The organism is Paraburkholderia sp. 32 (genome assembly GCF_050435345.1).
Classification (GTDB): domain Bacteria; phylum Pseudomonadota; class Gammaproteobacteria; order Burkholderiales; family Burkholderiaceae; genus Paraburkholderia; species Paraburkholderia tuberum.
Map to the genome: position 1 here is coordinate 1455101 of NZ_JBNDKD010000001.1, position 23930 is coordinate 1479030.

Here is a 23930-nt window from a genome sequence, read left to right on the forward strand (position 1 = left end):
TCCACACCATCGTCTTTTCCTCATTGGTTGTACGAACCAATGATTACACCAGATCATCTGGCTGCACACAATTTTTAAGATATACGTCAGTTTGATCTGCATCCGCGTATCGAGCCGACAGAGGCAAGTGCAATTGATCGCGAAAGATCACGGCGAATATGAGTATGGGGCCGATTCGTGGGGAAAACAGAACCACGCCGCAACGATTGCCGGAGCAACACAATGTAAAGAATGCGAATCAAAGCAACAAAAAAGAACGCGAAGAATGCAGCCGCAACGAACGTTCAAAACGCAGATGTGCAAAAGCCGGACGTTACGAAGGTCAGCGCAGTGAAGCCTCAAGCCACGAAAACCGCGGCAAACGAAAGCCGCAAAACGAAAACGCCTGTTACCGTTGTGAAGGAATGCGCGCCGTTCAGGATTGGTATCGAAGGAATCCGCACGGCATTCATTCGCGAATTCGGCGGGCGCCGATATTTTTTATGCGGTAGTCGTCGCTACGACGCTCACCGGCACCTGCACGCACACCGCGCGCAACACCGTCTCCTTGATCACCTCGCGCCAATGCGCGAGCGCCGCCTTGTCCATCAGCGGCTCGCCGAGAAACGCGCCGAGCGTGTACTGATTGGCGTTATAGAAATAGCCGAGCGACGCGATCATCAGATACACGTCGCGCGCCGCGATATCGGCGCGAAACACGTCCTGCGCGCGGCCCGCCTCCAATAGCCTCTGCACGACCGAAATCGCGTAGCCCGAAATCTCCTTGAGCTTCTGCGATTTTTTCGCATGCTTGCCCTGGTGCAGATTTTCGCTCGACAGCAGCGTCACGAACTCCGGGTGATCGAGGTAGTACTGCCAGACGAACTCGACCATCTGTTCGAGGCCATGCACCGGATCGCGCAGATCGAGATCGAGTTTGCTTTCCGCTTCGTTGAACTGCGTGTAGATCGTCTCCAGCACTTCGATGAATAGCTGCTCCTTGCTGCCGAAGTAGTAATAGATCATCCGGTCGTGCGAACGCGCGGCCTTCGAAATACTTTCGATGCGGCCGCTCGCATAACCCTGCTTCGCGAACACCCTGATGGCCGCCTTCAGGATCTTGGCGCGCGTGTCCTGCGCCTGTTTCGCGCGGATACCGATGGCGCCCGGCTTGCGGGCGGCGGTGGGGCTCATGACGGTCTCGGATCTCGTTGTCAGCGTAGGTTTGAACGGCGGGCGCGCAGACTTAGCACGCCGATGCCGCATTGCACCATGATCCCGCGTGACGGAAAACACGTTGCACAGTCGATTTTGATCGAGTAGATTTCAATCGAGTTTGGTGTAGAAGATACTACATGAACGGTGAGTGACCGCAACATGAAAATGGGCGGCCCACGCGGAAATGCCCTGAAACCGGGACGATTCGCGCACCACGCAGCACCGCCAGCCATGTCGCGCCTGTGATGTCGTAGGGAACCCCACGATGACAGAACATACGAAGGTCGATTTCGGTGCAGAGAGTGTCGATCGCGATACCGCGTCGACGCCGGGTCCAACCGTGCTCGAAAAGTCGGCGCCGCGCAGCGAGCGCATGGCCTCGAACAAGATCGAATGCAATGCGTGTCCGGTGCTGTGCCAGATCTCGGAAGGGCGCACCGGCGCGTGCGATCGTTATGCGAATGCGGATGGGCGGTTGATACGCGTCGATCCGGTGGTGTTTCTGTCGCGTACGGATGATGCCGACGCCGATCCGGTAAATGCGGCGATCGAATTCGGCACAGCCCCCGCCGCGGACCCAGGCACCCCCGAACCCGCGCTGTTCGTCACCGGCGTCGGTGCCTCCTCGACCTATCCCGACTACAAGCCCGCGCCGTTCATCGTCGCGTCGAAGCTCGACGACGTCGACATGGTCACCGTCGTCACCGAAGGCATCTTCAGCTATTGCAGCTTCAAGGTGAAGATCGACACCGACCGCTTTCTCGGCCCCGAACAGGCCAACGTGCGCTGCGACGGCGAGATCGTCGGTCACGTGAGCACGGCCGAATACGGCTCGCAGATGCTGAGCCTCGGCGGCGTCCATCATCTGACCGGCGGCAGCAAGAAAGAGGGCCGCGTGACCTGCGACATGATGCTCGCGCTCGGCAACAAGGAGGCGGTCGAGCTTGGTATCGACGGCGGCGCGAGTCTCGTGATTCGCGCCGGCGTCGCGCCGATCGTCGACGGTGTCGAGGAGCAGCGCATGCGCGTCGGCTGCGGCTCCGCGACGATCGGTATCTTCGCGAAGCAATGGTTCGGCCACGTTGATGAGGTGGTGGTCGTCGACGATCACATTACGGGCGTGCTGACCGAGCACCAGGCGGGCCGCTGCCTCGGCATGACGCGCTCGGGACTCAAGATACGCGGCCGCAAATCGACGCCGGGCCGCTATTTCCAGGTTGCCAATCCCGGCACCGGTTGGGGGGGCACCGACATTCAGGACCCGCTCGCGATCGTCGAAGGATTCGATCCGTCGGTCGCGAAGCCGGGCATGCGCGTGCTGATGGTCTCGACGACCGGCGAACACGCGCAATGGTACGAACTCGACGCACAGCTCGTGCCGCGCATCGCGCCGATGCCCGACGCGGTGCGCCGCACGGTCGAGCGGATCGGCGAGAACTGCGAGCCGTCGCTCGCGACGGTGCTGTTTCTCGGCGGCGCGGGCGGCAGTCTGCGCGCCGGCGCGACCGAGAATCCGGTGCTGCTCACGCGCGCGATCAAGCGCAAGCACGTCAACGTCACGTGCGGCGGCGCGCCGGCTTATGTGTGGCCGGGCGGCGGCATCACCGTGATGGTCGACGTGACGCGCATGCCGGACCGCTCGTTCGGCACGGTGCCGACACCGGCGCTCGTCGCGCCGATCGAATTCACGATGACGTACGACACGTACCGCGATCTCGGCGGCCACGTCGAGGCGGTGCGCTCGTTGCAGAGCGTGCTCGCGAGCGGGCCGACGCATACGGAAGGCGCGCCGCTCGCGCGGCGGACGCTGGCTCGCGATCCGGACAATCCGTGGCCGCCTGCAATGCCCGGTTAAGCACCCTGACTAAAAATCACGCGATGACCCCCACCCGAACCCGCCTCGACGAACACCGCTGGCATTGGCAGCACGGGCCGATCGACCTGATCCTCGGCGCCGACGGCGAGCCCGACGCGGTGCGTGCCGCATATGACGCATGCTGGGAGCGCTTCAGTCCTGTGCTGGAGGAGCTGGTCCGCGAATTGAACGTGCTTCGGCAACCAGTGCAGGCTGTGGCGGCACGACATGATTGCCCGCTTCGAGGGCCGGTCGCGACGCGTATGTGGCGTGCGTGTCATCCGCATCGTTCGAGCTTCATCACGCCGATGGCGGCGGTCGCGGGCAGCGTCGCCGACGAACTGATCACCGCGTTCGCGCGCGACGGCATCGCGCGTGCGTTCATCAACAACGGTGGCGACATCGCGCTGCACCTGGCGGCGGGGCAGAAGTATCGGGTGGGCGTGTTGGCGGACCTCGCGCAAATTTCGGGCACGCGTTTCGCGCACGACCCCGCGCTCGACGCGCATCTGACGCTCGACGCTCGGCAGCCGATTCGCGGCGTCGCGACGAGCGGCTGGCGCGGCCGCAGCTTCAGTCTCGGCATCGCCGACAGCGTGACCGTGCTCGCGCGCGATGCCGCGAGCGCCGACGCCGCCGCGACGATGATCGCGAACGCGGTCGATCTCGACCATGCGGGAATCGTGCGGCGTCCGGCGTCGTCGCTGAAGGACGATAGCGATCTCGGCGATCTGCTGGTGACCGTCGACGTGCCGCGTCTGCCGCAGCCGCTGATCGATTTCGCGCTCGCGCGCGGCGTCGATGTCGCGAAGCGGTTGCGCGACCAGGGTTTGATCGAAGGCGCCGCGCTGTTCCTGCAAGGACGGGCGCGGGTCACCGGCATCGACGATTCACGCGCGTTGTCCACCACGCGCGCTTCACTGACAACGGAGGCTCCGTGTTCGAAATACGCCGCGTGCTGACGCACGTCGAAGACATCTTCCACGAGTTCGGCCCCGCGCCCGCGCAGCCGCTCAGACGAGGCGCGATCGCCGCGGTGATGACGAATCCGTTCGCGGGCCGCTACGAGCCGAAAATAGAACCCGCGATGGAAGCGCTGAAACCGCTCGGCTTCGAGATGGCGCAGCGGCTGCTGACGGCGATGGCGGTGCCGCATGCGTCGATCGAAAGCTATGGGAAGGGCGCGATCGTCGGCGCGCGCGGGGAACTCGAGCACGGCGCGCTATGGCATGTGCCCGGCGGCTACGCGATGCGCGAGCTGCTCGAAAAGCACGGCGTGCCGACCCACGCGATCGTACCGTCGACGAAGAAGGTCGGCGCGCCGTCCACCGCGCTCGACGTGCCGCTCACGCATGTCAACGCGAGCTACGTGCGCAGCCACTTCGATGCGATCGAAGTACGCGTGCCCGGCGCGCCCGCCGCCGACGAGATCGTCTACATCCTCGTGATGAGCACGGGGCAGCGCGTGCATGCGCGGGTGGGCGGCCTCGCGAAAGAGGCGATCGTCGGCAAGGATGGCTTGCGCTGAAGCGGCGCGCGGCAACCATACAGCAAGGCAACGAAACTCGGAGAGCGCAAATGGCAATCAGGCTTCGGAAGCTGGTCGTGCAGGTCGACGAAACACGCATCGAAATGGGCCAGACCGTCGAGCCGCCCGCGCGCCGCGCGGTCGCGATCGCGGTGATCGATAATCCGTATGCGGGCCGCTATGAGGCGAAGCTCGACGCGCTGATCGAAGCTGGCGAGGAACTCGGCGCGCTGCTCGGCAAGCGCTGTGTCGAGGCGTTGGGCATCGCGCCCGGGGAAGCGCAAAGCTACGGCAAGGCGGCGATCGTCGGCGAGGCGGGCGAGCTCGAACATGCGGCCGCGATCCTGCATCCGAAGCTCGGCGCGCCGCTGCGCGCGGCGGTCGAGAAGGGCGCCGCGCTGGTGCCGTCGGCGAAGAAGATCGGCACCCTGGGCACCGCGATCGACGTGCCGCTCGGCCACAAGGACGCCGCCTACGTGCGCAGCCATTTCGACGCGATCGAGGCGCGCGTGGCCGATGCGCCGCGCGCGAACGAAATCGTCGTGGCGGTCGCGGTGACCGCGTCGGGCCGGCCGCTGCCGCGCATCGGCGGCTTGCAGGCGAACGAGATCAAAGGCGAGGACGGCCTGCGCTGAGCGATCGTTTTTTTCAGCCGCCTGTTTGCCGTCGCTTGTTTTGCGGGTTGTTTCGCTGGTAGTGTCCTGCCGTTGACGCGGGCGCGCATGGTGCCGCCCGCGCTGCAACGTCCGCCGATCGGGCCGCTGCGCATGTTGCGCGCGCGCCGTTCGGCGAGCTGCCGAGGGTCGCGATGCTTTCGAATCTGCTGGTACAACTGGTCAATGGACTCGCCGACGCGTCGACGCTGTTTCTGGTCGCCGCCGGTTTGTCGTTGATCTTCGGCGTGACGCGCATCGTCAACTTTGCGCACGGCTCGTTCTATATGTTCGGCATTTACGTCGCGTATAGCATCGCGAGCCGCTTTGGCCACACGGCGGGCGGCTTCTGGCTGTCGGTGCTCGCCGCCGCGCTCGCGGTCGGGGTGTTGGGCGCGCTCGTCGAAATCGTCGTGTTGCGGCGGATCTATCAGGCGCCGGAGTTATTCCATCTGCTCGCCACGTTTGCGCTCGTGCTGATCTTTCGCGACGCCGCACTATGGTTTTGGGGCCCCGACGATCTGTTCGGTCCGCGCGCGCCGCATCTCGCGGGCGCGGTCGACTTTCTCGGCCATCCGCTGCCCACGTACGACATCGCGCTGATCGTGATCGGTCCGGTCGTCTTGCTGCTGCTGTGGTACGCGTTGACGCGCACGCGTTGGGGCACGCTCGTGCGCGCCGCGACGCAGGATCGCGAGATGCTCGGCGCGCTCGGCATCAATCAGGCGTGGCTGTTTACCGGCGTGTTCTTCGTCGGCGCGTTTCTCGCGGGACTCGGCGGCGCGCTGCAAGGGCCGCGCATGTCGGCGAACCTGTCGCTCGACCTCGAGACGATCGGCAATGCGTTCGTGGTCGTCGTGGTCGGTGGCATGGGTTCGATTCCGGGCGCGTTCGTCGCGGCGTTGCTGATCGCCGAGATCAAGGCGCTGTGCATCGGTATCGGGCACGTGACGATCTTCGGCATCGGTTTATCGCTGAGCCGCTTCACGCTGGTGGCCGAATTCGTCGTGATGGCGGTCGTGCTGGTGGTGCGGCCTTGGGGTCTGCTCGGCCGCGCGAGCGCCGCGGTGCGCGCGATGGGTACGCCGGAAACGCCATTGCGTCCGGCGGGCAGGCGTCTGAAGGGGCTGGCCGCCTTCGTGTTGCTGGTGCTGGTTCTGGCGCCGCTCGCGGCCAACGCGTTTCCGTATATGCCGGTGCTGCTGGTTGAAATCCTGATTGCGGTGCTGTTCGCGGCGAGCCTGCATTTCATCATGGGTCCGGGCGGCCTGCATTCGTTTGGCCATGCCGCGTACTTCGGACTTGGCGCTTACGGCGCGGCACTGTTTCTGAAGGTGCTGAATCTGCCGATGGAAGCCGCGTTGCTGCTCGGGCCGCTGCTCGCGGTGGTGGGCGCGCTCGTGTTCGGCTGGTTCTGCGTGCGCCTGTCTGGTGTCTATCTGGCGATGCTGACGCTCGCGTTCGCGCAGATCGTCTGGTCGGTCGTGTTCCAGTGGGACGACGTGACGGGCGGCAGCAACGGCATTCTCGGTCTATGGCCGTCGAACTGGCTGTCGTCGCCGGTTGCGTTCTACTACCTGACGCTCGCGTGCGCGGTGCTCGGCGTGTGGCTGCTGCGCCGCATGCTGTTCTCGCCGCTCGGCTATGCGATGCGCGCGTCGCGCGATTCCGCGCTACGCGCCGAGGCGATCGGCATCGACGTGAAGCGGGTTCAGTGGGCGTCGTTCGTGATCGCGGCGTTGTTCTGCGGACTCGCCGGATCGCTGTACGCGTTTTCGAAGGGCAACATCTCGCCCGAAGTGATCAGCGTGAGCCGCTCGGTCGATGGCCTCGTGATGGTGCTGCTCGGCGGCTTGCAGACGTTGAGCGGGCCGATCGTCGGCGCGGCCGTGTTCACGTGGCTGCAGGATACGGTCGCGCGCCAGACCGACTACTGGCAGGCGCTGCTCGGCCTCGCGATCCTGCTGCTGGTGATCGCGTTTCCGCAGGGTATCGTCGGCTTCATTCGCGAGCGTTTCGGCGACGCGAACGGCGATCAGGCCGACAAGACCAACGGCGGCGCCGCGTCGCCGTCGCAACGGGCCGCCGCGGTCAAGGAGGGGCTATGAGCCTGCTGCGCGTAAGCGGTCTGTCGAGATCGTTCGGAGGACTGAAGGCGGTCGATAACGTTTCATTCGATCTCGAAGCGGGTCAACTGCTGGCGCTGCTCGGCCCCAACGGCGCGGGCAAATCGACTTGTTTCAATATGGTCAACGGCCAGTTGCAGCCGTCGTCGGGTTCGATTCTGCTCGACGGTCATGAACTCGTCGGCATGCGGCCGCGCGATATCTGGCGGCGCGGCGTCGGCCGCACGTTCCAGATCGCCGCGACGTTCAACTCGATGACGGTGCTCGAAAACGTGCAAATGGCGCTGGTGTCGCGCGAGAAAAAGACCTTCGGCCTCTGGAAGCCAGCGGCCTCGCACCACGCCGACGAAGCGTTCGCGCTGCTCGAACAGGTCGGCATGGGCGCGCACGCGAAGCGCGCGTGCGGCGTGCTCGCGTATGGCGACGTGAAGCGCGTCGAGCTTGCGATCGCGCTCGCAAACCGGCCAAAGCTGCTGTTGATGGACGAACCGACCGCCGGCATGGCGCCGAAGGAGCGCAACGAATTGATGGCGTTGACCAAGCGTCTGGTGACCGAACACGAGATCGGCGTGCTGTTCACCGAACACAGCATGGACGTCGTATTCGCGTACGCCGACCGGATGATCGTGCTCGCGCGCGGCAAGCTGATCGCCGAAGGCGACGCCGACACGATCCGCAACGACGCACGCGTGCAGGAGGTCTATTTCGGCACCGGCAAGACGTTCCGGCCGCACGCGCCACTGCAAGAGGCGTCAGGCAGCGTGCGGGATCGTGGAGCATTGCAATGAGCGAACCGATGCTGAAAGTCTCCGGCCTCAATGCGTTCTACGGTCGCGCCCACATCCTGTTCGACGTCGGCCTCGAAGTCGGCCGCGGCGAGGTGGTCGCGCTGATGGGCCGCAACGGCGCCGGCAAATCGACGACGATGAAAGCGGTGATGGGACTGCTGCCGCGCCGCCACGGCGAAGTGACGTTTCGCGGCCAGAACATCAGCGCGCACGCGCCGTACAAGATCGCGCGCATGGGCGTCGGTTTCGTGCCCGAGGACCGCCGCGTGTTCGCGGACCTGACGGTGATGGAAAACCTCGACACGGGCCGCCAGCCGCCGCGCGAAGGCGCGCCGCAATGGACGCCCGACAAGCTGTTCCGCCTGTTTCCGAATCTCGGCGAAATGCCGAAGCGCCCCGGCGGCCAGATGAGCGGTGGCGAGCAGCAGATGCTGACCGTGTCGCGCACGCTAATGGGCAATCCGTATCTGGTGCTGCTCGACGAACCGTCCGAAGGCGTCGCGCCGGTGATCGTCGAGCAGATGGCGAACATGATTCTCGAACTGAAACGCGAAGGGCTATCCATTCTGTTATCCGAACAGAATCTGCACTTCGCCGAGCTGGTCAGCGACCGCGCGTATGTGCTCGAGAAAGGGCAGATCCGTTTCAGCGGGACGATCGGCGAACTCGCACGGAACGAAGCAGTGAGGCGCGCTTATCTGAGCGTGTGAATTCATCGGGTAGTGTCGGCGAAAGGAGAGGCAGATGGCGGCAGAGACGTTGACAGGCTTGTCGGGCAAGGTCGCGGTAACGAACATCGGGCTGCTGCTGTCGGGCGATATCGATCAGCCGATTCTCGACGCGGACACGCTGGTGATCGACGACGGCGTGATCGTCGCGCTCGGCCGCGAGAAAGACTGCGATCTCGAAGGCGCGCGCACGACGGTCGACTGCAAGGGCACGACGGTCGCACCGGGCCTGATCGACTCGCACGTGCATCCGGTGTTCGGCGACTGGACGCCGCGCCAGAATCAGCTCGGCTGGATCGAGTCGAATCTGAACGGCGGCGTGACGACGATGATCTCGGCCGGCGAAGTGCATTTGCCTGGCCGTCCGAAAGACGTGCTCGGCGTGAAGGCGCTCGCGATCACCGCGCAGCGCTCGTTCGACGGCATGCGCGCGGCCGGCGTCGGTGGCGGCGTCAAGGTGCTGGCGGGCGCGCCGGTGATCGAGAAGGGCATGGTCGAGCAGGACTTCAAGGAGCTGTCCGAAGCCGGTGTGAAGCTGCTCGGCGAAGTCGGCCTCGGCAGCGTGAAGGGCGGCGAGGAAGCGCAACAGATGGTCGCGTGGGCGCGCAAGTACGGTATCCAGAGCACGATTCACACGGGCGGTCCGTCGATTCCGGGCTCCGGTCTGATCGATCGGGACGTGGTGCTCGCCGCCGATGCCGATGTGATCGGCCACGTCAATGGCGGCCATACGTCGCTGTCGTACCGGCACGTGTGCGATCTGTGCGAGCAGTCGAGCCGCGCGCTCGAAATCGTCCACAACGGCAACGAGCGGATCGCGTTGCTGACCGCGCGCCATGCGATCGAACTGAAATGCCCGCACCGGATCATTCTCGGCACCGATAGCCCGGCCGGCTCCGGCGTGCAACCGCTCGGCATTCTGCGCATGATCGCGCTGATATCGAGCCTCGCCGACGTCCCCGCCGAAATCGCGTTCTGCTTTGCGACCGGCAATACCGCGCGGCAGCGCCACCTGCGCCAGGGGCTGATCGAGGTGGGCCGTCCCGCCGATCTCGTGTTCATGGACCGCGCGCAGCATACGGCCGCCGACACGCTGCTCGAAAGCGTGCAGCTCGGCGATATTCCGGGCGTGGGCATGGTGATGATCGATGGTCTGATCCGCTGCCGGCGCAGCCGCAATACGCCGCCCGCGACCGAAGTGCCGGTGGTGCTGTGAACGCGCGGCGCGACAGGGTGCTCGCATCATGATGAACCGCGCCGCTCAGCTCGTGCTGAAGGTAAACGGCGCTACGCATGTGGTCAGCGCGGCGGCGCAGACACCGCTGCTCTACTTGTTGCGCAATGATCTCGCGCTGAACGGGCCGAAGTTCGGTTGCGGTCTCGGCGAATGCGGCGCCTGCACCGTGCTGCTCGACGGCATGCCGACGCGCGCCTGCGTGACGACCGCCGAAGTTGCGCTGGGCCGCGAGATCACGACGCTCGAAGGGCTCGGTACGCGCACCGCGTTGCATCCGGTGCAGCAGGCGTTCATCGACGAACAGGCCGCGCAATGCGGCTACTGCCTGAACGGCATGATCATGACCGCGAAGGCGCTGCTCGATCGCGATCCGCATCCGAGCGTCGCGACGATCCAGCGCGAGCTGTCGCGCAATCTGTGTCGCTGCGGCACACATGTCGAGATCGTGCGCGCGGTGCAGCGCGCGGCGCAATTGCTCGACGCGCAAACGGACGTGGACGACGGAGCGCGCGTATGACCGGGCCGGACTTCAGCGTCGATCGTCGTGGCGCGACGCCGTCGCGCAAGCAGTTGTACGACGCGCACAGCGTGCTGCTCGTCGCGCGGCCGCCGCATGCACCGGTCAAGGCCGCGCGCGGCCAGCCGGGTTCGCGTTCTTCGTTCGTGCCGACCGAGGCGGATCTGTTTCTGGTCGTGCGAGACGATGGCAGCGTGGTCGCGTTCAACGGTCACGTGGATCTTGGCACCGGCATTGGCACCGCGCTCGCGCAGATCGTCGCGGAAGAACTCGATGTGCCGTTGACGCGTGTGTCGATCGTGCTCGGCCATACCGGCGAAGCGCCGAACCAGGGACCGACGATCGCCAGCGCGACGATCCAGATTTCGGCGGTGCCGCTGCGGCAGGCGGCGGCGCAAGCGCGTCAGTATCTGGTCGCGCAAGCGGCTGCGCGCCTGAACGTAGACGCGAACGATCTCGACGTGCAGGACAGCCGCGTGTTTCCACGCGATGGCGACCCGGCGCAGGGCATTCACTATGGCGAGCTGATCAAAGGCCAGCGTGTCGAACTGCTGCTGTCGAACGATGCACCTTTGAAACCGCCGCACGCGTATCGCGTCGTCGGTAAAAGCGCGCCGCGTGTCGACATTCCCGCGAAGGCGACCGGTGAGCTGAGCTTCGTGCACGACGTGCGCGTGCCCGGCATGCTGCATGGACGCGTGGTGCGGCCGCCTTATGCGGGCGTCGCGCAGGGTGAGTTCATCGGGCATAGCCTGCTGGAAGTGAACGAAGCGGCGATTCGCGATTTGCCTGGCATCGTCAAGGTGGTCGTGATTCGCGATTTCGTCGGTATCGTCGCCGAGCGTGAGGAGATTGCGCAACAGGCGGCGCAGCGGCTCGACGTGCGCTGGAAAACGGTCGATGGCCTGCCGCCGCTCGACACGAGCGAGCAGGTCGAAGCGGCGTTGCGCGCGAATCCGGCGACGCGGCGCGATCTGGTGATCGAAGGCGACGTGGATGCGGCGCTCGCGCAAGACCCGTCGCGCACGTTGGAACGCACTTACGTGTGGCCGTTCCAGATGCACGCATCGATCGGGCCGTCGTGCGCGGTCGCGGACTATCGCAACGGAGGCGGCGACGACACGCAGCTGAAAATCTGGTCCGGCACGCAGAACCCGCATTCGCTGCGCGCCGACCTCGCGTTATTGCTGACGCTCGACGAAGCGCGCATCGACATCGTGCGGATGGATGCGGCGGGCTGCTACGGACGGAATTGCGCGGACGACGTCGCCGCCGACGCCGCGCTGCTGTCGCGCGCGGTCGGCGCGCCGGTGCGCGTGCAGCTCTCGCGCCAGGACGAACACGCGTGGGAACCGAAGGGCGCCGCGCAACTGATGGACGTACGCGGCGCGCTCACCGCCGAAGGCGAACTGGCCGCCTACGACTTTGCGACGCGCTATCCGTCGAACGACGCCCCCACGCTCGCGCTGCTGCTGACCGGCACGATTGCCGCGCAGCCGCAGGTGTTCGAGATGGGCGACCGTACGGCCGTGCCGCCGTACGACTATCGCAGCATGCGCATCGTCTGCGACGACACGCCGCCGATCGTGCGCGCCGCGTGGCTGCGCGGTGTGTCCGCGTTGCCGAACACGTTCGCGCACGAGTCGTTCATCGACGAACTGGCCGAGCAGGCCGGCGTCGATCCGGTCGAATTCCGCCTCAGGCATCTGACCGATCCGCGCGCGATCGACCTCGTCAAGGCGGTCGCGGCGAAAGCCGGGTGGGAACCGCGCGAACCCGCGTTCAGAACGCGCGGCGAGGACGACGAAGACGGCAACATCGCGCGCGGCCGCGGCATCGCGTACGCGCGCTACGTGCACAGCAAATTCCCGGGATTCGGCGCCGCATGGTCCGCGTGGGTCGCCGACGTCGAAGTCGATCGCAACAGCGGCGAACTGGCGGTCACGCGCGTCGTGGTCGGCCAGGACACCGGCACGATGGTCAATCCGGATGGCGTGCGTCACCAGATTCACGGCAACGTGATCCAGACGACGAGCCGCGCGCTGAAGGAGCAGGTCAGTTTCGGCGACAACGCGGTGACGAGCCAGGAGTGGGGCGCGTATCCGATCCTGACGTTCCGCGAAGTGCCGGTGATCGACGTCGTGATGATGCCGCGCCACGGCGAGCTGCCGATGGGCGCCGGCGAGTCGGCGTCGCTGCCCGGCGCGGCCGCCATCGCCAATGCGCTGTACGACGCGACGGGGGTGCGTTTCCGTCGCCCGCCGTTCACGCCGGGAAAAGATCCGCGCCGCGCTCGCCGACGCGCAGGCGCAAGACGCGGCGGCGGCGCGCAGGAAAAAGCGCTGGCGGCGCGGCTTTTTCGGCTTGTTGGCCGCGGGCGCGGTCGGCTGGCTTGGCGCGCTGTCGTTCGCGTCCGGTTCCAGCGCGCCGCTTGCGCCGATCACGCCGCCGCTTGCAAGCGCGTTTGCGCCGGAACTGGTCGCGCGCGGCAAGCTGCTCGCGTCGCTCGGTAATTGCGCGGTTTGCCATACCGCCCACAACGGCGTGCCGAACGCCGGCGGCAAGCCGCTCGCGACCCCGTTCGGCATCGTCTACAGCACCAACCTCACGCCCGACGGCCAGACCGGGATCGGCCACTGGTCGCTCGAAGCGTTCGTGCGCGCGATGCGGCACGGCATCAGCCGCGACGGTCATCGGCTGTATCCGGCGTTTCCGTACACGTCGTTCCAGAACATTTCCGATGACGATCTGCACGCGCTCTACGCGTATCTGATGTCGCAAACGCCGGTGCGCAGCCGGCCGCCCGAAACGAAGCTCGCGTTTCCTTTCAGCGTGCGTCCGCTGATGGCTGCATGGAACGGCCTGTTTCTCGGCCGCACTGCGTTTACCGCCAACCCCGCGCAGAGCGCGCAATGGAATCGCGGCGCGTATCTGGTGAATGGCCTTGGCCATTGCAGCGCGTGCCACACGCCGCGCAACGTGTTCGGCGCCGAGAAAACCGGCGCGGCGTTCATGGGCGGAGGCAGCGCCGAGGGCTGGGAAGCGCCCGCGCTGTCGGCGTTGTCGAATGCGCCGGTGCCGTGGAGCGAGGACGAACTGTTCCGCTATCTGCGCGACGGTCACGCGCCGTTGCACGGCGTCGCGGCCGGGCCGATGGCGCCGGTGATCGGCGATCTCGCGGCGCTGCCCGACAGCGATATCCGCGCGATGGCCGTCTATCTCGCGTCGCTCAATCCGCTGGAGCCGAACGCCGATCCGGCCGCGACCGCGCGCGAATACGAACAGGCCAGCGCGATGACGGGCGCGCCGGTCACGGCGGGTGCGCGGCTTTTCGACGGCGCGTGCGCCGCGTGCCATCACGCTGGCAGCGGACCTCAGTTGTTCGGCGCACATCCGTCGCTGGCGCTGAACACGAACCTGCACGGCGCGGCGCCGGACAACCTGATTCGCGTGATTCTCGACGGCATCGGCTCGCCTGCGCGGCCCGAACTCGGTACGATGCCGGCTTACCGCGACAGTTTCAACGACGCCCAGGTCGCCGAACTCGTGTCGTTCCTGCGCGCGCAGTTCGCGGGCGGCAAGCCGGCATGGCAGGACGTCGCCGCGAACGTGGCCAGAATCCGCGCGGAACCGCGCGAGCAATGAGCCGCCAGCCGTCGTCCGAAGGTGCGCAGGTCCACGCGCTTGCACGTCCTCAGGTTCGCATGTCTGACTAAAACCACCATTCCTTCTGATAACGGAGAAACGCATGACCACGCGCGCAGGATGGATCTCTCGCCTCATGGTGTCGACCGTGTGCTCGTTTGCCGCGCTCGGCGCGAGCGCCCAGCAGACCATCAAGATCGGTGAGATCAATAGCTACAAGGCGCAACCCGCCTTTCTCGGGCCTTACAAGCAAGGCTGGAATCTCGCACTCGAGCAGGTGAACGCGGCGGGTGGCGTGCTCGGCAAGCAGCTCGAAGTTATTTCGCGCGACGACAACGGCAACCCCGGCGACACGATCCGCGTCGCCCAGGAACTGATCGCGCGTGAGCAGGTGCAGGTGCTGTTCGGCGGCTTCCTGTCGAACACCGGCCTCGCGCTCGCCGACTTCGCGAAGCAGAAGAAGATCTTCTTCCTCGCGGCCGAACCGCTGACCGACAAGATCGTCTGGGCCGATGGCAATAAATACACGTACCGTCTGCGCCCTTCGACCTACATGCAGGTCGCGATGCTGGTGCCCGAGGCCGCGAAGCTGAAGAAGAAGCGCTGGGCGATCGTGTATCCGAACTACGAGTACGGGCAATCGGCGGTGGCGACCTTCAAGAAGCTGCTGACGGCCGCGCAGCCGGACGTGCAGTTCGTCGTCGAACAGGCGACGCCGCTCGGCAACGTCGACGCGGGCGCCGTGACCCAGGCGATCGCCGACGCGAAGCCCGACGCGATCTTCAACGTGCTGTTCGGCGCCGACCTCGGCAAGTTCGTGCGCGAGGGCAATACGCGCGGGCTCTTCAAGGACCGCGCGGTGGTGTCGCTGCTGACCGGCGAGCCCGACTACCTCGATCCGCTCGGCGCCGAAGCGCCGACCGGCTGGATCGTGACCGGCTACCCGTGGTATTCGATCGATACGGCCGCGAACAAGCAGTTCGTCGACACGTATCAGGCGAAATATCACGACTATCCGCGGCTGGGCTCGGTGGTCGGCTATTCAGCGCTGATGTCGATCGCGGACGGAATCAAGAAGGCGGGCTCGACCGATCCGGACAAACTCGCCGCCGCGTTCAAGGGGCTCAACGTGCAGACGCCGTTCGGCCCGATCATGTACCGCGCGCAGGACAATCAGTCGACGATGGGCGCGTATGTCGGCGTGACCGGCGTGAAGGACGGCAAGGGTGTGATGACGTCGTACCGCTATGTGGATGGCGCGAGCGTGCAGCCATCGGACGCCGAGGTGAAGAAACTGCGCCCGGCGGATTGAGGACGTGGCGCGCGGCGGTCCGTCGTGACTGCCGCGCAATGGCCGCGCGAGTGTTGGTGAATGCACGTCCGCAGCGGCTTTTGCCACGAGCGGGCGGCTTTGAAAACGGCGGTTGCCGTCGGCGAAACCTACTCTTCCGCGTCGTGCTCCGTGACGAAGCGCTTCAGATAAGCGAGCACGGCCGCTTCCATCGCGCGATGATCGGCGGTGTTTTTCGAGCCCGCGTTTTCTTCATCGCCGAACAGTGTGGACGGCGCGTTGTGCACGTCCACTTCCTGCCCCTCGCGGAACACGCGAATTTCGTGGACGTCTTCGACGTACTCGGCGATCCAGTGCACGCCCTCGATATGTGTGCCAGCGCGAACCGTAACTATCTTCATGGCTGTCTCCATGCAAGGCGGCCGATTTGAGTTAGCGCTTCGGCGCTTACTCCCGTCCCATGTCCACCACCATACGCCGTCCCGCCGACGCACGCGAGTCCCGCCGCGCAACCGCCGCCGGAGCATGGCGCGGATGGGCGCTCCGGCACGCTCGTTGCTGAATGATAGAGACTCACCCACAACCGGAGAACCGTCATGCCAGAGCAGAAAACCTTGAAGCGTGCCGCGGCCGATAAACGCGCCGGCAAATCAGCGAGTACTCAAGCGGGAGAGTTCGTCAAGGAACAGGTGGACAAGGTCCGCGCCGGCAAGCACGGCGTGCGCTCGCCGAAGCAGGCGATCGCGATCGGGCTGTCCGAGGCGCGGCGCGCGGGCGTCGACCTGAAGCCGCCGAAGAAGGGCGCCACGAGCGAGGCGACCCGCAAGAAAGCGCAGAAGGACAGCGCGGCGGGCAAGCACGAAGGCGCCGCGAAGAAGAGTGCGAGCAAGGAGTCGAGCGCGAAACGCTCGCGTGTGTCGGAGAGCGTGCTCAAGCGCGAGAGCAAGGCCGGGGCGTCGTCGGCGGCGATGTCGAAGCAGGCGAAGTCGGCGGCGGCCAAGCGGCCAGCCGCGAGCCGCTCGGCCGCAGCCAAAAAGGCCGCTGCGACGAAGGGCGCGGCTGGACGCTCCGCTGCCGCGAAAAAGGCCGCGCAAACGCGGGCGTCGCGCGCGCATCACTGAGCTTGCGGCTCGCAAAGCGGCAGCAATAAAAAAGAGCGGCGCACGCATGCGCGTGCCGCTCTTTCGTCGTCGCCTGGTGGCGCGCTTGCGGGCCTTCTTACTGCACCGTCGCCAGCACCTCGCCAACGGTGCGGAAGAGCCGCGCGATCTGCTCTTCGTCGATGATCAGCGGCGGGGAGAACGCGAGGATGTCGCCGGTGAAACGGATCAGCACGCCTGCCTCGAAGCATTTGACGAACGCCTCGTAGGCGCGCGCGCCCGGCGCTCCGTCGCGCGATTCGAGCTCGATGCCCGCGACGAGGCCGAGATTGCGCACGTCCTTCACGTGCTTCGCGTCGCGCAGCCCATGCGCGGCGGCTTCGAACGTCGGCGCGAGGCTGGCCGCGCGCTCGAACAACTGGTCGCGGCGGTACAGATCGAGCGTCGCGATCGCGGCCGCGGCAGCCGCCGGATGCGCCGAGTACGTGTAGCCGTGGAACAGCTCGATCGCGCCCGGCGCGCCGCTACCCACGACCGTGTCGTGGATGGTGCGGCTCGCCGCGACCGCGCCCATCGGAATCGACGCGTTGTTGATCGCCTTCGCCAGCGTGATCAGGTCCGGCGTGACGCCGAAGTGTTCGCTCGCGGTCGCCTTGCCGAGGCGGCCAAAGCCCGTGATTACTTCGTCGAAGATGAGCAGGATGCCGTGCTTCGTGCAGATCTCGCGCAGCTTCTGCAGATAGCCTTGCGGCGGAACCAGCACGCCGGTCGAGCCGGCCACCGGTTCGACGATCACCGCGGCGATCGTCGAAGCGTCGTGCAGCGCAACGATGCGCTCCAGCTCCTCGGCCAGATGCGCGCCCCATGCGGGCTGGCCCTTCGAGAACGCGTTGTGTTCGAGGTTGTGCGTGTGCGGCAGATGATCGACCGCCGGCAACAGCGCCCCCGAAAACGTCTTGCGATTCGGCGCGATACCGCCGACCGAAATCCCGCCGAAACCGACGCCGTGATAGCCGCGCTCGCGGCCGATCAGACGCGTGCGCTGGCCTTCGCCGCGCGCGCGATGGTAGGCGAGCGCGATTTTCAGCGCGGTGTCGACCGATTCGGAGCCCGAGTTCGTGAAGAAGATGCGATCGAGCCCTTCCGGCATCAGCTCGGCAACCTTCTTCGCCGCTTCGAACGCAAGCGGGTGGCCCATCTGGAAGGTCGGCGCGAAGTCGAGCGTCGACAGCTGCTGGGTGATCGCGGCGACGATTTCATCGCGGCCATGGCCGGCGTTCACGCACCACAGCCCGGCGCAACCGTCGAGAATCTCGCGCCCGTCGGTGCTTCGGTAGTACATGCCCTTCGCCGATTCCAGCAGGCGCGGCGCGGCCTTGAACTGGCGATTGGCGGTGAAGGGCATCCAGAAGGACGACAGATCGTCGATGACGGGGCGCGAAGTCATGGCATCTCCTCGAAGTGGTGTCGGTTGGGGCTTTAAGCGTAGCCAAACTGTAGCCCTCGCGGTTTAATGGCGGCATAAACAGTTGACCAAGTGTGGTGTCAACCGTGCTGGTGGATTCGCGCGAACTGTTCCGGTAGGCGGGCGGTCCGCGGTTCGTCTTTTTGCCCCTCGTTTTTCGCCCGAAACATGATCGAACTGGACCTTCAACGCGACCGGCGCGCGGCGCCGACGCTCGTCGAACAGGTCGTGCAGAGCTTCGCGCGCGCGATCGACTCGCAATCGCTGCGCGCGGGCGCACTGCTGCCGTCGGTGCGGCAGCTTGCCCAAAGCCACGCGCTGAGCACCTTCACCGTGACCGAGGCGTACAACCGGCTGGTGTCGATGGGGCTCGTGGTCGCGCGGCGCGGCTCCGGCTATCGGGTGGCGGCGCGCTCGCCGTCCACACGGGCGGCCGTCGCCGACTGGACGCCGCCGAGCCTGACCGCGACGTGGCTGCTGTCCGACGTGTTCGCCGATCACTCGGTGCCGATCAAGGCGGGCTGCGGCTGGCTGCCGAGCGAATGGACCAACGAGAGCGGCCTGCAGCACTCGCTGCGCGCGCTGAGCCGGGTGCCGGCCGCGCGGCTCGGCGACTATGGCCATCCGTACGGCTTCGCGCCGCTGCGCGAGCGCATCGCCGAACAACTCGACCGGCGCGGGCTGCCCGTCGACGTCGCGAACGTGCTGCTCACGCAGGGCGCGACGCAGGGGCTCGATCTGATCGTGCGCACGCTGCTGCGCGCGGGCGATGCGGTGATCGTCGAAGATCCCGGCTACTGCAATCTGCTGCAGATCCTGAAGCTCGCCGGGCTGGTCGTGCATGGCGTGCCGCGCACGCCGGCCGGCGTCGATACGGACGTTCTCGCAACGCTGGTCGCGCGGCACAAGCCGAAGGCGATCTTCGTCAACACCACGCTCCAGAATCCCACCGGCGCGACCTTCGGCATGTCGGCCGCGTTCCGCTTGCTGCAGATCGCCGAGCGCGAGCGCATCTGGGTGATCGAGGACGACGTGAGCCGCGAACTCGCGCCGGCCGGCGCGCCGCTACTGGCGGCGATGGAAGGCTTGCAGCGCGTGTTGCACGTCGGCGGCTTTTCGAAGACGGTGACGCCGTCGCTGCGCTGCGGCTATGTGGTGGCCGAGCAGGCGGTGCTGCGCGAACTCGCGCGCACGAAGATGGCGGTGGGGCTGACGTCGTCGGAAACGATCGAGCGGATCGTCGACAAGGTGCTGGTGGAAGGGCGTTACGCGCGCCACGTCGAGACGGTCAACGAACGGCTCAAGCTCGCGCACGTGGCACTCGAAGAACGGCTGGACGCGCTCGGGCTCGAGGTGTTTCACCGGCCGCGCGCGGGGCTCTTCATGCTGGCGCGTCTGCCGATCGAAGCGGAGCGCGCCGCCGAGGTCGCGACCGCCGCGCTCGCGCACGGCATCTGGCTCGCACCGGGCTCCTACTTCCGTCCCGACGACGCGCCGAGCGCGTGGTTCCGCTTCAACGCGCCGTATTCGAGCGACGACGCGTTGTGGCGCTTCATCGAGCGGGTCGGGCAGGGGGCGTGGTAGACGCGGCGGCGCGCGTCGAAAGCTCAGCCGCCGTGCCCGATCAGCTTCAGCGCGATCGGATACAGCGACGCGACCAGCAGCAGCGCCATCGCGATGTTGAAGACGCGCAGCCGCTTCGGGTTCGACAGCACCTCGCGCATCGCGGTGCCGAAACCGGCCCACACGCAGATGCACGGAAAGCCGATCACGTAAAACACCGCAGCCATCGCGACGGCGTTCATGCCGAAGCTGTTGCTCAGGTGAATCGTCGTCGCGGCGGTCAGCACCATCATCCACGCCTTCGGATTGACCCACTGAAACGCGATCGCCTCGTGAAAGCGCATCGGGCGACGCTCGCCGTTCCTGAGCTTCAGTTCGCCCGACGTGCCGATTTTCCACGCCAGATACAGCAGATAAGCGACGCTGACGACTTCGAGCACCGTATACAGCACGGGGAAATGCACGAACGCCTCGCCGAGGCCGATGCCGACCGACAACATCAACAGCACCACGCCGACGCTGATGCCGGACAGATGGGGTAGCGTGCGGCGAAAGCCGAAATTGACGCCCGACGCGAGCAGCATCGTGTTGTTCGGACCGGGCGTGATCGAGGTGACGAGCGCGAACAGGATGCCGGCGGGCAGCGCGCTGAGAGTGACGAAAGACATGGGGGCTCCGGTGTCGCCAACAGAAAACGGTGAGGCTCATTCTAGCGACAGGGGCCGGTACAGTACCTGTACGGTTTTGAGAATGATGTCCGGTACGGATCGATGATGACTTGATTGGCCGGAAAGCGTCGCCACGCGGCGTTTCAACACTCGGTAGTTAACATATGTTGCATTTATTTTTTTAATGGCAACATATGTAGACGGCTGGCGCAGCAGCAGCCCGCTATCCATCAGGAACCTGCCGTACGATTGGAGATACCCATGAAAGTGATGAATTGGTCCACTGTTGCCATGCTCGTGGCGGCAACGTTGGCGAGTCCGGGCGCGTTCGCGCAGGACGCGACGTCCACGCTCGCGAAGATCCAGCGAAGCGGCGTGATCGCGATTGGCCATCGCGAGACGTCGGTGCCGTTCTCGTACGTCGACGCGAACAACGAGGTGGTCGGCTTTTCGCAGGACCTGTGCAACAAGGTCATCGATGCGGTCAAGGCGAAAACGAAGCGTCCGGACCTCAAGGTGCGCTTCATCCCGGTCACCTCGCAGAATCGCATTCCGCTCGTGCAGAACGGCACGGTCGATCTCGAATGCGGCGTGACGACCAATCTCGTCGCGCGCCAAAGCCAGGTGGCGTTCGCCGACACGTTCTTCGTCGCGACGACGCGTCTTCTGACGCGCAAGGACTCGGGCATCAAGGACTTTCCGGATCTCGCGGGCAAGACGGTCGTGACGAATCAGGGCACGACGTCCGAGCGCATCCTGCGCAAGATGAACGAGGACAAGAAGATGAACATGCAGATCATCAGCGCGAAAGATTACGGCGAAGGGCGTCTCACGCTCGAAAGCGGCCGCGCCGTCGCGTACATGATGGATGACGTGTTGCTTGCCGGCACGCGCACGCTGACCGCGAAGCCGTCGGACTGGATCATCACCGGCACGCCGCAATCGTCGGAAGCGTATGGCTTCATGTTGCGACGCGACGATCCGGAGTTCAGAAAGCTCGTCGACGACACGCTCGAACAGGTGATGAAAGGACCGGAAATCCACACGATGTACGACCGATGGTTCATCAAGCCGGTGCCGCCGAAGAACATCAGCTTCGACTTTCCGATGAGCGATTCGCTGAAACAGCTTTACGCGACGCCGAACGACAAGGCGCTCGAATAACGGCTTTGGCCGCTATTGCGCGTAGGAATGGTTTCTAGTGGCAGTCTTTTGCTCTTTCCTCTATACCTGGCTATAGGCGGCGCGTTTCGGTTGAACGTAGCCTATAGCGGGAACGGAGGTGCAAAGTGAAGAGGCCGATGGAATCTTCGCGGCGCGGACGGATTTTCTCCAGTGGAATTCTTCGTGCTGCGCTGGCGTTGGCAAGCGGCGTATTCACGGTGTCCGCAAACGCCGACGCACAAACGCGCGCGATTACGATCGTATCGGGCACCTATGGCGAGAATTGCGGCGCGCCGCGCGGCAACCTGACTCGTGAGCTCGAGCGTCATTGCAACGGACGGGAAACTTGCGATTACGCGCTGCCCGGCCTGCACAAAGGCGGCACGACGATGGCATGCCCACGCGACTTCCACGCCGAATGGCATTGCGACCACGCGGACTTCCACACGGCGGCGCTGGGTCCCGGCGCGAAATCGGGCGACACGCTCGTGCTGGGTTGCGTCGAGTCGCGTGGCGCGGGCAAATAGCTCCATGCGCGAATAAAAAGGCCGAGACCCTGACGGGGGCTCGGTCTTTGATTTTTGCTGCGGTCTTTTTAGCTGGCTTTACGAACCGGCGCGAACCGGCGCGAAGCGCCGCTTGCTGAACGACGGCCCGATACGACGGAAACGTTCCCGTTTGTGCTCGTCTTCGAAGTGCGCGAGCGACGGCTTGACCAGATCGCTGCGCGACACGATGCCTCCAGACGCATGCTGTTGCGATCGGCGACCACCGGCAGGCGTTCGAGCCCGAGCACGGCGAGCCGCGTCGCCACCAGCCGGCAGGTTTCGGATGACAAAGCAAACGCGGTGTTGTGTTGCGCGAACACGTCGGCGAGCGTCATCGCGCGCTTGCGTTCCGTGTCCTCGGCGCAGAAGCGTTCGAGCAACATGCGGTCGGCCACGCCGATCACCGCGCCGTCGCGCACCACCGGATACGCGCGGCGCAGCTGGTTCGCGCCGAACAGCGTCTGCAGCGTTGCGCCGACCGTCGTGGCGGCATCGACCGATTCGACCGAGGCGGTCATCACTTCGTCGACATAGTGGCGCTCGAGCGGATCGACGCCGTACTCGCGATAGATGTGATAGCCGCGTCGCGCGATTTTCTCGGTCATGATCGAGCGCCGCATCACGACCGTGGAGAAGCCGTGCGCGATCAGCGTTGCCGTCAGTAGCGGCAACAGCGCGTTGGCGTCGTGCGTGAGGCCGAACGCGAACACGATGGCCGTCAGCGGCGCGCCGAGCGTGGCACCAAGCGTCGCGGCCATGCAGACGAGCGGCCACAGCGCCGGTTCGCTGCCCGGGAGCCAATGCGCGAGCACCGTGCCGAGTCCGGCACCGAGCATCAGGAGCGGTGCGAGCACACCGCCCGACGTGCCCGAGCCGAGCGCGATGACCCACATCACCGCCTTCACCGCGAGCAGCAAAAGGGCGACCTGCACTGCAATGTGCTGATGCAGCAGATCGCCGATCACGTCGTAACCGACGCCGAGCGCACGCGGTTCGAGCCAGCCGCCGATGCCGACGACGATGCCGCCGAGCGCTGGCCACCACATCCAGTGGATCGGCAGCTTGCCGAACAGGTCTTCCACCTTGTAGAGCGAGGCGGACAGGCCGGACGCCAGCGCGCCCGACAACCCGCCCGCGACCGCGCACGACAGCAGCGACCAGCCATCGGGCGCGGCAGTCTGTAGCGGAAACAGCGGACCTGTACCGAAGAAAATCACGCGGGCGAAGCCAGCGACCGCGCACGCCACCGCGACTGGCAGGAAGCTGCGCGGCCGCCATTCGAACAGCAGCAGTTCGACCGCGAGCAGCACGGCCGCGAGCGGCGTGCCGAACACCGCGGTCATGCCGGCCGCCGCGCCCGCCACGAGCAGCGTCTTGCGTTCCGCCGCCGTGACCTTCACGCACTGCGCGATCAGCGAGCCGAGCGCGCCGCCGGTCATGATGATCGGGCCTTCCGCGCCGAACGGCCCGCCGCTGCCGATCACGATGCCTGACGACAACGGCTTGAGCACCGCCACTTTCGGCGACATCTTGCTCTTGCCGAACAGGATCGCCTCGATCGCCTCGGGAATGCCGTGGCCGCGAATCTTTTCGGAGCCGAAGCGCGCCATCAGCCCGACGATCAAACCACCGATCACCGGCACGCCGATCACCCAAATGCCAAGCGTATTGGTGGCGGGCGAGCGGTCGACGAACGACAGCGTGCCGAAGAAAAACAGATTGGTGAACAGGCGAATCAGGTTCAGCAGAACAAAGGCGGCAATCGTGCTGACGAAGCCGATGCCTGCGGCGAGCGCGAAGATGCCGGGCAGCCGTGCATTCGCCGCGAAGTCGCGTTTGTGGGAATTCATGCTCATG

20 protein-coding genes and 1 pseudogene are annotated in these 23930 nt (G+C 65.7%); 16 read left to right on the top strand and 5 right to left on the bottom strand.

Translation table 11 applies throughout. The features are described 5' to 3' along the window. Nucleotides 1-164 precede the first annotated feature (164 nt). Nucleotides 165-491, top strand: coding sequence for a hypothetical protein (locus tag OKW26_RS06915; RefSeq protein WP_429353081.1), 327 nt, complete (start codon nucleotides 165-167; stop codon nucleotides 489-491). Here the strand turns inward: OKW26_RS06915 and OKW26_RS06920 are convergent. Next, the gene (locus tag OKW26_RS06920) at nucleotides 481-1173 is read right to left on the bottom strand and encodes a TetR family transcriptional regulator (RefSeq protein WP_184063388.1); all 693 of its coding nucleotides are present in this window, start codon (nucleotides 1171-1173) and stop codon (nucleotides 481-483) included. The genes OKW26_RS06915 and OKW26_RS06920 overlap by 11 nt on opposite strands. 289 nt (nucleotides 1174-1462) lie before the next feature. On the opposite strand from OKW26_RS06920, the gene OKW26_RS06925 reads away from it, so the two are divergent. The 11 genes and pseudogenes from OKW26_RS06925 to OKW26_RS06975 all read left to right on the top strand — a co-directional run bounded on the left by OKW26_RS06925 (nucleotide 1463) and on the right by OKW26_RS06975 (nucleotide 15586). Continuing rightward, nucleotides 1463-3052 carry a 6-hydroxynicotinate reductase gene (locus tag OKW26_RS06925; protein WP_429353082.1) on the top strand — a complete coding sequence of 530 codons (1590 nt, stop codon included), beginning with the start codon at nucleotides 1463-1465 and terminating at the stop codon, nucleotides 3050-3052. Between the two features lie 23 nt (nucleotides 3053-3075). Further along, the gene (locus OKW26_RS06930) at nucleotides 3076-4014 is read left to right on the top strand and encodes a UPF0280 family protein (RefSeq protein WP_429353083.1); all 939 of its coding nucleotides are present in this window, start codon (nucleotides 3076-3078) and stop codon (nucleotides 4012-4014) included. Next, complete coding sequence (locus OKW26_RS06935; protein WP_184024978.1) at nucleotides 3990-4580, top strand: amino acid synthesis family protein; 591 nt, start codon at nucleotides 3990-3992, stop codon at nucleotides 4578-4580. The genes OKW26_RS06930 and OKW26_RS06935 overlap by 25 nt, the downstream gene beginning before the upstream one ends. A gap of 50 nt (nucleotides 4581-4630) precedes the next feature. Beyond that, a complete protein-coding gene (locus OKW26_RS06940; protein ID WP_184024981.1) occupies nucleotides 4631-5215 on the top strand; it encodes an amino acid synthesis family protein in 585 nt (194 codons plus the stop codon). Nucleotides 5216-5388: 173 nt separating this feature from the next. Further along, the gene (locus tag OKW26_RS06945) at nucleotides 5389-7341 is read left to right on the top strand and encodes an ABC transporter permease (RefSeq protein WP_429353084.1); all 1953 of its coding nucleotides are present in this window, start codon (nucleotides 5389-5391) and stop codon (nucleotides 7339-7341) included. After that, on the top strand, nucleotides 7338-8147 hold the full coding sequence (locus tag OKW26_RS06950; protein WP_429353085.1) for an ABC transporter ATP-binding protein: 810 nt from the start codon (nucleotides 7338-7340) through the stop codon (nucleotides 8145-8147). The genes OKW26_RS06945 and OKW26_RS06950 overlap by 4 nt, the downstream gene beginning before the upstream one ends. Then, nucleotides 8144-8857, top strand: coding sequence for an ABC transporter ATP-binding protein (locus tag OKW26_RS06955; RefSeq protein ID WP_429353086.1), 714 nt, complete (start codon nucleotides 8144-8146; stop codon nucleotides 8855-8857). Before OKW26_RS06950 ends, OKW26_RS06955 begins: the two co-directional genes overlap by 4 nt. 34 nt (nucleotides 8858-8891) lie before the next feature. Further along, nucleotides 8892-10091: an amidohydrolase family protein gene (locus OKW26_RS06960; protein WP_090807235.1), complete on the top strand. Its 1200-nt coding sequence runs from the start codon at nucleotides 8892-8894 to the stop codon at nucleotides 10089-10091. Between the two features lie 31 nt (nucleotides 10092-10122). After that, the gene (locus OKW26_RS06965; protein WP_090807233.1) at nucleotides 10123-10629 is read left to right on the top strand and encodes a (2Fe-2S)-binding protein; all 507 of its coding nucleotides are present in this window, start codon (nucleotides 10123-10125) and stop codon (nucleotides 10627-10629) included. After that, nucleotides 10626-14274, top strand: a pseudogene (locus OKW26_RS06970) (molybdopterin cofactor-binding domain-containing protein). Before OKW26_RS06965 ends, OKW26_RS06970 begins: the two are co-directional and overlap by 4 nt. Nucleotides 14275-14377: 103 nt before the next feature. Further along, entirely contained in the window at nucleotides 14378-15586 is a 1209-nt protein-coding gene (locus OKW26_RS06975; RefSeq protein ID WP_090807229.1) for an ABC transporter substrate-binding protein, read from the top strand. A 128-nt stretch (nucleotides 15587-15714) separates the two neighbouring features. Here OKW26_RS06975 and OKW26_RS06980 read toward each other — a convergent pair whose 3' ends face one another. Further along, a complete protein-coding gene (locus OKW26_RS06980; RefSeq protein ID WP_018423554.1) occupies nucleotides 15715-15966 on the bottom strand; it encodes a hypothetical protein in 252 nt (83 codons plus the stop codon). Nucleotides 15967-16161: 195 nt separating this feature from the next. Between OKW26_RS06980 and OKW26_RS06985 the strand changes: the two genes are divergently transcribed. Next, nucleotides 16162-16686 carry a DUF6496 domain-containing protein gene (locus tag OKW26_RS06985; RefSeq protein ID WP_090807227.1) on the top strand — a complete coding sequence of 175 codons (525 nt, stop codon included), beginning with the start codon at nucleotides 16162-16164 and terminating at the stop codon, nucleotides 16684-16686. A gap of 97 nt (nucleotides 16687-16783) precedes the next feature. On the opposite strand, the gene OKW26_RS06990 is transcribed toward OKW26_RS06985, so the two are convergent. Further along, on the bottom strand, nucleotides 16784-18112 hold the full coding sequence (locus OKW26_RS06990; protein ID WP_090807225.1) for an aspartate aminotransferase family protein: 1329 nt from the start codon (nucleotides 18110-18112) through the stop codon (nucleotides 16784-16786). A gap of 186 nt (nucleotides 18113-18298) precedes the next feature. Here OKW26_RS06990 and OKW26_RS06995 point away from each other — a divergent pair, with 186 nt between their 5' ends. Further along, nucleotides 18299-19714 (top strand): PLP-dependent aminotransferase family protein, encoded by a 1416-nt coding sequence (locus tag OKW26_RS06995; protein ID WP_187618688.1) that lies wholly within the window; start codon nucleotides 18299-18301, stop codon nucleotides 19712-19714. Nucleotides 19715-19737: 23 nt separating this feature from the next. Here the strand turns inward: OKW26_RS06995 and OKW26_RS07000 are convergent, their stop codons facing one another. After that, complete coding sequence (locus tag OKW26_RS07000) at nucleotides 19738-20361, bottom strand: LysE family translocator (protein WP_184007090.1); 624 nt, start codon at nucleotides 20359-20361, stop codon at nucleotides 19738-19740. A 261-nt stretch (nucleotides 20362-20622) separates the two neighbouring features. Between OKW26_RS07000 and OKW26_RS07005 the strand changes: the two genes are divergently transcribed. Further along, nucleotides 20623-21525: a glutamate/aspartate ABC transporter substrate-binding protein gene (locus tag OKW26_RS07005; protein ID WP_184025029.1), complete on the top strand. Its 903-nt coding sequence runs from the start codon at nucleotides 20623-20625 to the stop codon at nucleotides 21523-21525. A 137-nt stretch (nucleotides 21526-21662) separates the two neighbouring features. After that, nucleotides 21663-22052, top strand: coding sequence for a hypothetical protein (locus tag OKW26_RS07010; RefSeq protein WP_429353087.1), 390 nt, complete (start codon nucleotides 21663-21665; stop codon nucleotides 22050-22052). Between the two features lie 68 nt (nucleotides 22053-22120). On the opposite strand, the gene OKW26_RS07015 is transcribed toward OKW26_RS07010, so the two are convergent. Then, nucleotides 22121-23929: a chloride channel protein gene (locus OKW26_RS07015; protein WP_429353088.1), complete on the bottom strand. Its 1809-nt coding sequence runs from the start codon at nucleotides 23927-23929 to the stop codon at nucleotides 22121-22123. Nucleotide 23930: the final 1 nt, after the last annotated feature.

Bases quoted from the DNA above. Each gene is read 5' to 3' on its own strand.
- OKW26_RS06975 (WP_090807229.1), top strand. From the start codon at position 14,378: ATGACCACGCGCGCAGGATGGATCTCTCGCCTCATGGTGTCGACCGTG.
- OKW26_RS07015 (WP_429353088.1), bottom strand. From the start codon at position 23,929: ATGAGCATGAATTCCCACAAACGCGACTTCGCGGCGAATGCACGGCTG.
- OKW26_RS06980 (WP_018423554.1), bottom strand. From the start codon at position 15,966: ATGAAGATAGTTACGGTTCGCGCTGGCACACATATCGAGGGCGTGCAC.
- OKW26_RS06920 (WP_184063388.1), bottom strand. From the start codon at position 1,173: ATGAGCCCCACCGCCGCCCGCAAGCCGGGCGCCATCGGTATCCGCGCG.
- OKW26_RS06955 (WP_429353086.1), top strand. From the start codon at position 8,144: ATGAGCGAACCGATGCTGAAAGTCTCCGGCCTCAATGCGTTCTACGGT.
- OKW26_RS06995 (WP_187618688.1), top strand. From the start codon at position 18,299: ATGATCGAACTGGACCTTCAACGCGACCGGCGCGCGGCGCCGACGCTC.
- OKW26_RS06945 (WP_429353084.1), top strand. From the start codon at position 5,389: ATGCTTTCGAATCTGCTGGTACAACTGGTCAATGGACTCGCCGACGCG.
- OKW26_RS06965 (WP_090807233.1), top strand. From the start codon at position 10,123: ATGAACCGCGCCGCTCAGCTCGTGCTGAAGGTAAACGGCGCTACGCAT.
- OKW26_RS07000 (WP_184007090.1), bottom strand. From the start codon at position 20,361: ATGTCTTTCGTCACTCTCAGCGCGCTGCCCGCCGGCATCCTGTTCGCG.
- OKW26_RS06940 (WP_184024981.1), top strand. From the start codon at position 4,631: ATGGCAATCAGGCTTCGGAAGCTGGTCGTGCAGGTCGACGAAACACGC.
- OKW26_RS06930 (WP_429353083.1), top strand. From the start codon at position 3,076: ATGACCCCCACCCGAACCCGCCTCGACGAACACCGCTGGCATTGGCAG.
- OKW26_RS07005 (WP_184025029.1), top strand. From the start codon at position 20,623: ATGAAAGTGATGAATTGGTCCACTGTTGCCATGCTCGTGGCGGCAACG.
- OKW26_RS06950 (WP_429353085.1), top strand. From the start codon at position 7,338: ATGAGCCTGCTGCGCGTAAGCGGTCTGTCGAGATCGTTCGGAGGACTG.
- OKW26_RS06960 (WP_090807235.1), top strand. From the start codon at position 8,892: ATGGCGGCAGAGACGTTGACAGGCTTGTCGGGCAAGGTCGCGGTAACG.
- OKW26_RS06915 (WP_429353081.1), top strand. From the start codon at position 165: ATGGGGCCGATTCGTGGGGAAAACAGAACCACGCCGCAACGATTGCCG.
- OKW26_RS07010 (WP_429353087.1), top strand. From the start codon at position 21,663: ATGGAATCTTCGCGGCGCGGACGGATTTTCTCCAGTGGAATTCTTCGT.
- OKW26_RS06925 (WP_429353082.1), top strand. From the start codon at position 1,463: ATGACAGAACATACGAAGGTCGATTTCGGTGCAGAGAGTGTCGATCGC.
- OKW26_RS06985 (WP_090807227.1), top strand. From the start codon at position 16,162: ATGCCAGAGCAGAAAACCTTGAAGCGTGCCGCGGCCGATAAACGCGCC.
- OKW26_RS06990 (WP_090807225.1), bottom strand. From the start codon at position 18,112: ATGACTTCGCGCCCCGTCATCGACGATCTGTCGTCCTTCTGGATGCCC.